Origin of the sequence: Rahnella sp. GSA61A, assembly GCF_019969905.1 — a bacterium.
Classification (GTDB): domain Bacteria; phylum Pseudomonadota; class Gammaproteobacteria; order Enterobacterales; family Enterobacteriaceae; genus Rahnella; species Rahnella aceris.
On the sequence record NZ_JAHXYO010000013.1, the window covers coordinates 104,983 to 116,840 of the forward strand.

Here is an 11,858-nt window from a genome sequence, read left to right on the forward strand (position 1 = left end):
TTGTGGGTTTGTTATTTTCTGATGACAAGATAGTGATTGAATGTCCCTTTTGCAAGTGAACAAAACGGGCAGATTTGTGGATAAGTTGGGGAGAAATTTTGACGTCAAGCCTGAGAAGTCCGTCATTGCTGGCGCGACAAACCTGTCAATATCTCAGATACGATTTTCTTATATTTTTATGAAAGGTGATCAACTGCCGGTTTATTAAACGTTAGAAAAAAACGCTATATTGATCTGGATAACTATTCTAAAAAATCATGTTGCGGTGTTCACGCCAACCAACGTCCTAAAAACTAAGGTTTTAACCCCGGCATACCCCGTCTCTTAACGTAAATTCTACTGGATTAGCGGAAAAAATGACTTGCAACCGATGACGATTTGGCGTCGCCGTACAGCCGTTAAGCCGCTTCGGAGCAACCTTGCTACCAGGTTTTTGTTCACTTTCTGAAAAGTGCGTTTTTGAGAAAAATGAGCCTTATTATAAATACATATGATGAATGAATGATGTTGTTTATATATTCTAAATTTATCATTAAGTGGTCTCCCGGCACTGTGCATATTACTTTCGCTCCTCTTTCATCAGGTGCGGGATTAGAACTTCAATGGTCTTCAATAAAATCACGGCGTGTTTATTTTTAGTCTTTAATTTATTGCCTTTTTCAGAGGCGGCTTTTGCAGAAACTCTCCCGACCTGTTCAGGGTTGCAAATTACTGAAAGTTGCAACGCCACGGCCACCACGCTTGAAAATAAAACCCTCAATACCTATACCGTGGCTGATGGCGCTGAGATGCAGTTCTCCGGCCTGAACGGTTCAGGTTCCTCGGGCGGTGCCTTCCACCTGGGAAACAGCACCACACTGGAGATTATTCCTGAGAGCACCACCGGTTACAGCGTATTTACCGGAAACAGCAGTTCGGGAAACGGTGGCGCGATCTTTGCGAAAGAAAACTCGACGGTATATTTAGAAAATACCCTGTTCATTGATAACGTCGCCCATGATTACGGCGGCGCAATATATATGAATGGCACCAATGATGAAGGTGATACTGATCTTGCCATTACTAATGCCGTGTTTTCAGGGAATATTTCCAGTGAGGGGAAAGGCGGCGCTATTTATTCTCTTAATAATAAAGTCCAGCTGACAAATGTTTTATTTGAGGATAATCAGGCAAAGACCAACAAAAGTGCCAGTTCAGGTAATGGTAGCGGTGGTGCGATTGATGCCACGGACAATACGTCTGACTCCCACGGCAGCATGTTTATCACTAACAGTGAATTCACCGGCAATCAGGCCGAAGGACAGGGAGGCGCAATCTACACCAGCAGCGCGTCTACGCCATTCCTGATCAACATCAACATTGATGAAAACTATCAAGAAAATGATGGTGTTGCCTATTACCACGATAACGTCGCTGGCAATTATGGCGATGCACCCGATGCCGCTGGCGGCGGGTTCATGTATCTCGGCCACAGCGAAGCGGATTTTGATATTGCTGCAGATAAAACGCTGATCATCGGCAATACCGCCAACGACGGCGCTTATGACTCGATCGCCGGTTATGGCGCGATTTTCAAACGCGGTGCTGGTGAACTGGTACTTAATGCTGATAACAGCGGTTTTACCGGCGTATTCGACATTTTAGAGGGCACGGTCACGCTGGGACGTGATGGCACGCTGATCAATGTCGGCGACACCAACTGTCAGGCTGCGGCAGATACCTGTCACGGTATTGTGTTAGGTAACGATAATTATGTGAATGACACGGCAATACTGAATGTTGGCAGCACGCAGCAAACCTTTAAAAATGCCTTTATGGGGCATGAGAACAGCACATTGAATATTGATGCTGGCGGTAATGTCATTGTTAACAGCGGCTATATGGCGGGCACCACAACAGGTGCGGGCGATCTGACCGTGGCAGAAAACGGCAGTTTCACCCTGACCGGCGCGCAGTCTATGGGGCTGGATGGCGACATTGTGGTGGAACAAAACGCTGTACTCAGCGTTCAGGGCGATGCTGAAGATTTAGCGATATTGCAGGCCGATCCGCAGTCTGTTGTGCTCGACGGCGGTGTGCTGGATTTGTCGGACATGTCCACCTTCAACGGTGAAGCGAATCAGACTAACGACGGCCTGACGATTACAGGGTCCGGCGGTACGGTAATCGGTAATGCTGATCTGGTGACGCTGGGGACGGGCAGCGACTATCACGTTGATGGCGGTGTGTATGCGGTGATTGATGCCGGTGCCGGACGCGTCACGCTGGCGGATAACAATACTTATCTGGGCACGACGCAGATCGCTTCCGGGACATTGCAGGTCACCGGTAACTCTCAGTTGGGCGATGAAGCCTATAACCGTCAGGTCATTTTTACTGATCCGGCACAGGCCAGTACGCTGGAGATTTCTGCGCCGGGCGATACCAGCGGGCAGGTCGATACCACATCAGCACAAACCGGTAAGGCACGAGATATTGAAATGCGGGCCTCAGGGACGATGCAGGTGGACGACGGCGTGACCACGCAATGGGGCGGCTTAACCGCTGACAGTACCGGCGGGCAGGCAGACGTTGACAGCACGTTCACCAAAACTGGTAACGGTACGTTGATTCTGAAAGATTCGGGCAACAGCCATTCCGCTGTCCGGGTCGAACAGGGTACTTTGCAGGGAGGCGCGGAAAACATCATCGCAGACGCCTCTTCATTGTACGTCGGCGAAAATGCCACGTTTGCCACCGGCATGGATCAGCAGGTGCGAAGCATCGATGCGGATTCCACCGGTACACTGTTGATTTCCGACAACACTCAGCTGGTCCTGACAAATCAGGACACTTCCTCGGCGCTGGATGCCAGCCTGTTTACCGGCACGGGCGGCACGCTGGTGAATGCTACGTCCGGTATGGCGCTTAAAGGCACGCTGAACACGAATCTTTCCCTGGATGCATTGACCTATTTAGCCGGTGTGACGGTCAACGGCAGCCTTGATAACAGCGCAGGAACCGCCAGTCTGGAGAATGGCAAGGCCGGGGATACGCTGACGGTCAACGGTGATTACACCGGCGGCGGCACGCTGGTGCTGGAAACTGAAATGAATGGTGATACCTCGGCGACCGACCAGCTGATTCTTAACGGCAATACTTCCGGTGATACCGCGCTGGCGGTTGTGCCGGTCAGCGGCATCGGGCAGGCGACACAAACCGGCATCAAAGTTGTCGATTTTGTTGCCGACCCGCAAAGCTTCCAGAATGCGGCAGATTTCCATCTGGCCGGTGGTCAGCAATATATCAATATGGGCGCCTACGACTATTCTCTGGTGCAGGATAATCAGGACTGGTATCTGCGCTCGCAGGTGGTGACGCCGGAGCCTCAACCGGAACCTCAGCCCGATCCTGACGTCCAGCCGCAACCTGATCCCGATGTTCAACCGCAGCCGCAACCTGTGCCAGCCTCTGGCGGGGAAGATTTTACACCGGTGCTGAACCCTAAAATGGGCGGCTATATGAGCAACCTGCGCATCGCCAATAATGCCTTCAGTATGACGGCGCAGGATCATGCCGGTGCCGGTCATGACAATATTAAGCTGCGGGTGGATTCATCGCGCGACAGCTCAACCTTTGCCAGCCAGATTGACAGTCACAATGACACGTCAGTGGTTCAGATCAGCGGCAATTTCCTGCGCAATAATGCAGGTGACGGGGAAATCCTGGCGGGAGTGGTGGGCGGTTACAGTAACAGCCACGGCGATAGCACCAGTGTACTGACCGGGCGCAAATCAGATAATGACAGCCAGGGATACGCCGTCGGACTGACCGCTTCCTGGTATCAGAACGCACAGGATCATCAGGGTGCGTATCTCGACAGCTGGATGCAATATGCCTGGTTTGATAACAGCGTCAGCGAAGACGGTACAGGTGATGATAATTATCACTCTTCCGGACTTTCCGCCTCACTGGAAGGTGGTTACCGTTTTACCCTGATGCAGGGAAACCAGTGGAACTGGACGGTGCAACCCCAGGCGCAGGTGATTTATCAGGGTGTGAAGCAGAAAGATTTTACCGCGTCGAATCAGTCGAAAGTGGCACAACAGGGGGATAATAACGTTCAGACGCGCTTAGGCTTGCGCAGTGAATGGGATATTCATCCGTCGCCGACGCTGCATCTCAGACCTTTTGTAGAGGCGAATTACCGCCATAACAGTGCGGAAACTTCCCTGAATGTGGATGGCGTGAATTTCACCGATAACACCGCCAAAGACAGTGCGGAACTGAGTACCGGGATCAGTGGCAATTTGGGCGAAAATACCACGCTCTGGGGCAAGGTTGGACAGCAAGAAGGGTCAGATGATTTTTCGCAAACCGAAGCGTCAGTTGGGGTGAGTATTCGCTGGTAAGTCAGTCAGTTAGCCGTGAAATTAAAAGGGTGCAGCGCAGGCTGTACCCTTTTTTGCGGTCAGAATATTACAGCGCCTGGGTGTGGATCATGTAGTTCACATCAACATTTGGCCCGAGTTTGAAATGGTCGGTCAGCGGGTTGTAGTGCAGTCCCATAATGTGACGCTCAAACAGCGATGTGCGGTCAATCATGCCCAGCAATTCAGACGGCTTGATGAATTTTTTGATGTCGTGCGTGCCTTTCGGCACCATTTTCAGCACATATTCAGCGCCGAAAATGGCCATCAGCCAGGCTTTATTGTTGCGGTTGATGGTGGAAAAGAACACATGGCCGCCAGGTTTCACCAGACGCGCGCAGGCGGCAACGACAGAAGCCGGATCCGGCACGTGTTCCAGCATTTCCATGCAAGTCACCACGTCATATTGCTGCGGATGCGCGTCGGCGTGCGCTTCCACGGTTTCCTGCACGTACTCCACCTTCACGCCGCTTTCCAGTGCATGCAAACGTGCTACCTGCAAGGGTTCGCCGCCCATGTCCAGTCCGGTGACTGTCGCCCCCGCCACTGCCATGCTTTCACTCAAAATGCCGCCACCGCAGCCGACATCGAGAACATTTTTTCCAAACAGGCCATCAGCGCGTTCGAGAATGTAGTTCAGACGCAGCGGATTGATGCGATGCAGCGGTTTGAATTCGCCTTCCAGATCCCACCAGCGCGAGGCGACGGCTTCAAATTTGGCGATTTCTTCATGGTCGATGTTTTGCGGTGTTGCGGAGGGTGTGGTTGTCATGAGCGTGATGAACTCCTTATAACTTGATTAGCGGATTATACATATTCCATCTGCTTTGGCTCAGTTTTGTGGTTTTGGTTAATGTTTATACGAAATGAAGCCCTGCGTGCAAAGGTTTGAAACGCGTTGGATAATAGTAGGCAAAAGGGGGCGGTTGTTTTCCACGTTTGGCTGGTTTGTGGTATAGTTTTACACCTTTGCGCTATATATGCCTACGTGGGCAGCGGCCATGAATAATCAGTAGAGGGATAGCAGCTCCATGAGCGACCTTGCCAGAGAAATCACACCGATTAACATCGAAGAAGAGCTTAAAAACTCTTATTTGGATTATGCGATGTCCGTTATTGTCGGACGTGCGTTACCAGATGTGCGCGATGGTTTGAAACCGGTGCACCGCCGCGTACTTTTCGCAATGAATGTCCTCGGTAACGACTGGAATAAAGCCTATAAAAAATCGGCCCGTGTGGTCGGTGACGTTATCGGTAAATATCACCCACACGGTGATACCGCGGTTTATGACACCATCGTTCGTATGGCTCAGCCTTTCTCACTTCGCTATATGCTGGTGGACGGGCAGGGTAACTTCGGGTCAGTGGATGGCGACTCCGCAGCAGCCATGCGTTATACCGAAATCCGCATGTCAAAAATTGCACACGAATTGCTGGCAGATTTAGAAAAAGAAACTGTCGATTTCGTGCCAAACTATGACGGCACAGAACAAATTCCTTCTGTTATGCCAACGCGCATTCCCAACCTGCTGGTTAACGGCTCGTCGGGTATCGCTGTCGGTATGGCAACCAACATTCCGCCGCATAACCTCACCGAGGTGATCAACGGCTGTCTGGCGTATATTGAAGATGAAAACATCAGCATTGAAGGGCTGATGGAACACATCCCGGGGCCAGACTTCCCGACGGCTGCGATCATCAACGGTCGCCGTGGTATCGAAGAAGCTTACCGTACCGGCCGTGGCAAAATTTATATCCGTGCCCGAGCTGAAGTAGAAGCCGATGCGAAAACTGGTCGCGAAACCATCATTGTTCACGAGATCCCGTATCAGGTGAACAAAGCCCGTCTGATCGAAAAGATCGCCGAGCTGGTGAAAGAAAAACGCGTCGAAGGTATCAGTGCGCTGCGCGATGAGTCTGATAAAGACGGCATGCGTATCGTGATTGAAATTAAACGCGATGCTGTCGGTGAAGTGGTTCTGAACAACCTGTATTCCCTGACGCAACTGCAGACGTCTTTCGGCATCAACATGGTGGCACTGCACCAGGGTCAGCCGAAGATTCTCGGTCTGAAAGAAATTTTGTCAGCGTTCGTCCGCCACCGCCGTGAAGTGGTGACGCGTCGTACCATTTTCGAACTGCGTAAAGCCCGCGACCGTGCTCATATCCTCGAAGCACTGGCTATCGCGCTGGCGAACATCGACCCGATCATTGAACTGATCCGTGCGGCACCGACGCCGGCTGAAGCGAAAGCTGGCCTGGTCGCGCGTTCATGGGATCTGGGCAACGTGTCAGCAATGCTGGCAAGTGCGGGTGACGATGCAGCCCGTCCTGAATGGCTGGAGCCGCAGTTTGGTATTCATGATGGAAAATACTTCCTGACTGAGCAACAGGCACAGGCCATTCTGGATCTGCGTCTGCAGAAACTGACCGGTCTTGAGCACGAAAAACTGCTGGATGAATACAAAGAGCTGCTGGTGCAAATCGCTGAGCTGCTGTTCATCCTGTCCAACCCTGACCGTCTGATGGAAGTCATTCGTGAAGAACTGGAAGCGATCCGTGATCAATACAACGATCCGCGTCGTACCGAAATTACGGCAAATACCTCTGACATCAACATCGAAGACCTGATCAATCAGGAAGACGTTGTGGTGACCTTGTCGCATCAGGGCTACGTGAAATATCAGCCTCTGACTGATTACGAAGCGCAGCGTCGCGGCGGTAAAGGGAAGTCAGCAGCACGCATTAAAGAAGAAGACTTTATCGATCGTCTGCTGGTGGCCAACACCCACGACACTATTCTGATGTTCTCAAGTCGCGGGCGTCTGTACTGGATGAAAGTCTATCAGTTGCCGGAAGCCAGCCGCGGTGCCCGTGGCCGTCCTATCGTCAACCTGTTGCCGCTTGAGCCGAACGAACGTATTACCGCCATTCTGCCAGTACGCGAGTACGAAGAAGGTCGTCATGTGTTCATGGCAACCGCCAGCGGTACCGTGAAGAAAACCGCGCTGACCGATTTCAGCCGTCCACGCAGCGCCGGCATTATCGCCATCAACCTCAACGAGGGTGATGAGCTGATTGGTGTTGACCTGACTGACGGTAAAGACGAAGTCATGCTGTTCTCTGCAGCCGGTAAAGTCGTGCGCTTCTCTGAAGAAGCCGTCCGCTCAATGGGCCGTACGGCGACCGGTGTACGCGGTATCCGTCTGGGCGAAGGCGACAGCGTTGTATCGCTTATCATCCCACGCGGTGACGGTTGTATCCTGACTGTGACGCAGAACGGTTTCGGTAAACGTACTGAATCGACCGAGTACCCAACTAAATCCCGTGCAACGCAGGGCGTTATCTCAATCAAAGTGAGTGAGCGTAACGGACCGGTTATTGGTGCAATTCAGGTTGATGAAGCGGATCAAATCATGATGATCACCGATGCCGGTACGCTGGTGCGTACCCGTGTTTCCGAAGTGAGTACTGTTGGTCGTAACACTCAGGGTGTGACGCTTATCCGTACCGCAGACGATGAGAATGTGGTTGGCTTGCAACGTGTTGCAGAACCGGTTGAAGACGAAGAACTGGATGGCGTAGCCACCGAAGCGGGCGAACTGGAAGCGGCACAAGCAGCCGATCTGCCAGACGACGCGGAAAGTGAAGACGATCAGCCAGCTGATGACGAAGAAGAATAAGTTTTCTTAGTCAGCAGACAAAAGGGCATAACAATAGTTATGCCCTTTTTTATTGGATTCGTCTTAAAACAAATCTTTCACCTACACTGCATTATGCGGCGCTTTTTAGAAAGTCTGGCAATAGTGTATCCTGATCCCCATTCCGCTCGCTGAGCCGTTTTGCTAATGGTTAATCCTTGAAATATCTTGCTTCGTTTCGCACAACGCTAAAAATCTCCCGTTATCTTTTCCGGGTGCTGGCGCTTATGTTGTGGACACTGGGTGTGCTGCTGACCACCTTTTATGTGCTGAATATTTTCCATAACAAAGAATCCGAGATCCGCGATGAGGACAATCTCAATTACGATCTGGCGCAGAGTTACATCAAAAATTCCAATGATGTGATGCACAGCATTAAGTTTATGGCTGAGAATCGCCTGAGCGCTTCAGTGAACGGGCTGGATATCATCAACGGCATAATCAGCACTAAAAACACGGCGCCGTCTTATCTCTCATTGTTCCCTGAGTCCGACTGTTCGCAGATTAATGATAGCTACCGTAATTCGCTGGCTTCGCTGGGTAACATGATCCATTACTGGAAAGACAACTTTTCCGATGCCTACGATCTCAATCGCGTGTTCCTCATCAGTGGCGAGAGTTTGTGTCTGGTTGATTTTGGTATCAGCAGCGAACCGTTCGAGCGCGAAAGCCAGGAACAGTTGAAATCATTGCATGAAAAAATTATGCAATATCGCAACAGTAAGAGCACAGATAAAGAAAACAGCCTGTACTGGGTGTCGCAGTCCGGCAGTAAAGACTCCGGAAATTTGTATGTGCTGACCCCGATTTATGTCGGCAATAAACTCGAAGCGCTGATGGGTATTCAGCAAAATCTGCGCGCCGAAGATTTGTTGAATCCGAATTCACAGCACACCGCCGTGACGTTGCTGGATGAAGACGATCAGCCGCTGCTGGGGATTTCCGAGGACGGGCACTACAGCGCCGCGCCGGGCGATTATCCGCAGGCCAGTTCATTCTTCGGGTATGTAAATGGTTATAAAGATTTGGTCTACAAAAAGCCGCTGACACCGTCCTCGCTGAGTGTGGTGTATTCCATGCCGTTTAATACGGTGATCGAGCGATTTAAGATCCTGATTTTTAATGCGGTTTTACTGAATATATTCTCCGGCCTGTTATTGTTTATTCTGGCCTGGGTTTTTGAGCGCAAAATGTTTTTACCGGCCGAGGAAAACGCATTCCGGCTTGAAGAACATGAACAGTTCAACCATAAAATCGTGGCCTCAGCGCCGGTCGGCATTTCCATTTTGCGTATCAGCGATGGCGTTAACATCCTGAGTAATGAACTGGCGCATAATTATATCAGCATGCTGACGCAGGAAGACCGGCAGCGTATTACGCGGATCATCTGCGATCAGCAGACCAATTTCGTCGATGTCATCACCAAGAACAATAACAACATCCAGCTAAGTTTCGTGCATTCACGCTACCGTAATGAAGACGTGGCGATTTGTGTGCTGATCGACGTCAGTGCGCGCGTGAAAATGGAAGAGTCTTTGCAGGAAATGGCTAATGCGGCCGAGCAGGCCAGCCAGTCGAAATCAATGTTCCTGGCAACCGTCAGCCATGAATTGCGCACGCCGCTTTACGGTATCATCGGCAACCTGGATTTACTGCAAACGCAAGGGTTGCCTCAGGGCGTTGACCGTCTGGTGACGGCAATGAATAACTCGTCGGCACTGCTGTTGAAAATCATCAGCGACATTCTCGACTTCTCCAAAATTGAATCCGAGCAGCTGAAAATCGAGCCGCAGGAATTCTCCTGTCGCGAAGTGATCACTCACATTGCCGGTAACTATTTGCCGCTGGTGGTGAAAAAGCGTCTGGGACTTTACTGCTTTATCGAACACAACGTGCCGTTGTCATTCAATGGCGATCCGGTGCGTCTGCAACAGGTCATCTCCAACATCCTGAACAATGCGATTAAATTTACCGACACCGGCTGCATTGTTCTGAATGTCAGAACCTGCGGAAACTATCTTGAGTTTCAGGTGCGCGATACCGGCGTCGGGATCCCTGAGCGCGAAATCACCCGCCTGTTTGATCCGTTCTTCCAGGTCGGAACCGGCGTGCAGCGCCATTTCCAGGGCACCGGTCTGGGGCTGGCTATCTGTGAAAAGCTGATTAACCTGATGGATGGCGATATTGAGGTGGAATCGGAACCGGGGTTGGGCAGTTCGTTTACGGTGCGTATTCCGCTCTACAACGCCACTTTCCCGTCGGGTGAGCCGCTGGACAACTGGCAGGACAAAACGGTCTGGCTGGATGTGCGCAATGCTTATCTGGAAAGTTACCTGATGCAACTGATGCGTTATCACGGCGCGAATGTTCAGCGCTGCGAGCCGGAACTGCAAAGCCAGCGGGAAGATGTGCTGATTACTGACACGCCGCTGATCCATAAGGGCGAACTGGCCGCACAGATTGAATTCTCAATCGGCCATATCGGGCCGCCAGTCGAAACGCGTCCGGGTTACTGGATTCATAGTACGTCCACACCACTGGAAATCACTGCGCTGCTCAACCGGATTTACCGTCTCGAGACGACAGCGGAAGAGGGCGGCTCAGCGACGCCGGAATCCGCTGTGGCGCAGGATTACAGCGATATTACCTTGCTGGTGGTGGATGATCATCCGATTAACCGCCGTCTCCTGGCGGATCAACTGGGCACGATGGGCTATATCGTGGTGACGGCGAACGACGGGATTGACGCACTGGATGCCATGCGCGCGCATGAAATTGATATTGTGCTCAGCGACGTCAACATGCCGCGCCTCGACGGTTACGGGCTGACGGCAAAACTGCGCGAACTCGGCCATACCTTACCGGTGATCGGCGTCACCGCTAACGCGCTGGCGGAACAACGGCAGCGTTGTCTGGAAGCGGGTATGGATAACTGTTTATCCAAGCCAGTCACACTGGAAACCCTGCGCGATACGCTGCGTTATTACAGTGCGCTGGTTCGCAGAAAGCGACAATCCTGACGGACGACGTCGGAAAATACAAAAGGCACCGTTAGGTGCCTTTTTCACGTCTGAACCTACATAACGCCCTGAAGCGTTAGTCTTTATCTACCGGCTGGGAGCTGACGGAAGACAGATAGTTCAGCAGGGCGATATCGTTTTCCACGCCCAGTTTCAGCATCGCAGATTTCTTCTGGCTGCTGATGGTTTTAATGCTGCGGTTCAGCTTTTTGGCAATCTCAGTCACCAGGAAACCTTCTGCGAACAGGCGCAGAACTTCGCTTTCTTTCGGAGACAGGCGTTTGTCGCCGTAACCGTTGGCGCTGATTTTTTCCAGCAGTTTTGCCACGCTGTCCGGCGTGAACTTTTTGCCTTTCTGCAATGCGGCCAGCGCTTTTGGCAGGTCAGTTGGCGCGCCTTGCTTAAGCACAATCCCCTCGATATCCAGATCCAGTACAGAACTCAGGATCGCCGGATTATTGTTCATGGTCAGAACAATGATGGATAACTGCGGGTAGTGGCGCTTGATGTATTTGATCAGGGTGATGCCATCGCCGAATTTATCGCCCGGCATGGACAGGTCAGTGATCAGCACATGAGCATCAAGTTTGCTTAAGCTGTTAACCAGTGCAGTTGAGTCTTCGAACTCGCCTACAACATTCACCCATTCAATTTGTTCAAGGGACTTACGAATACCAAACAGGACGATAGGATGGTCATCAGCAATAATTACGTTCATATTATTCATG

Annotated in this window: 5 protein-coding genes; 3 read left to right on the forward strand and 2 right to left on the reverse strand. The window is 51.4% G+C overall.

Translation table 11 applies throughout. From position 1 onward, the window contains the following. Window positions 1-602 precede the first annotated feature (602 nt). On the forward strand, window positions 603-4,391 hold the full coding sequence (gene yfaL / locus LC431_RS17000) for an AIDA-I family autotransporter adhesin YfaL/EhaC (protein WP_223510114.1): 3,789 nt from the start codon (window positions 603-605) through the stop codon (window positions 4,389-4,391). Window positions 4,392-4,458: 67 nt separating this feature from the next. Here the strand turns inward: yfaL and ubiG are convergent, their stop codons facing one another. Next, window positions 4,459-5,181 carry a bifunctional 2-polyprenyl-6-hydroxyphenol methylase/3-demethylubiquinol 3-O-methyltransferase UbiG gene (gene ubiG, locus LC431_RS17005; RefSeq protein WP_013574617.1) on the reverse strand — a complete coding sequence of 241 codons (723 nt, stop codon included), beginning with the start codon at window positions 5,179-5,181 and terminating at the stop codon, window positions 4,459-4,461. 259 nt (window positions 5,182-5,440) lie between these two features. Between ubiG and gyrA the strand changes: the two genes are divergently transcribed. Both gyrA and rcsC read left to right on the forward strand, forming a co-directional pair. After that, the gene (gyrA, locus tag LC431_RS17010; RefSeq protein ID WP_013574618.1) at window positions 5,441-8,092 is read left to right on the forward strand and encodes a DNA topoisomerase (ATP-hydrolyzing) subunit A; all 2,652 of its coding nucleotides are present in this window, start codon (window positions 5,441-5,443) and stop codon (window positions 8,090-8,092) included. A gap of 176 nt (window positions 8,093-8,268) precedes the next feature. Then, window positions 8,269-11,130 carry a two-component system sensor histidine kinase RcsC gene (gene rcsC, locus LC431_RS17015; protein ID WP_013574619.1) on the forward strand — a complete coding sequence of 954 codons (2,862 nt, stop codon included), beginning with the start codon at window positions 8,269-8,271 and terminating at the stop codon, window positions 11,128-11,130. A gap of 76 nt (window positions 11,131-11,206) precedes the next feature. On the opposite strand, the gene rcsB is transcribed toward rcsC, so the two are convergent. Then, window positions 11,207-11,857 carry a response regulator transcription factor RcsB gene (rcsB, locus tag LC431_RS17020; RefSeq protein ID WP_013574620.1) on the reverse strand — a complete coding sequence of 217 codons (651 nt, stop codon included), beginning with the start codon at window positions 11,855-11,857 and terminating at the stop codon, window positions 11,207-11,209. Window position 11,858: the final 1 nt, after the last annotated feature.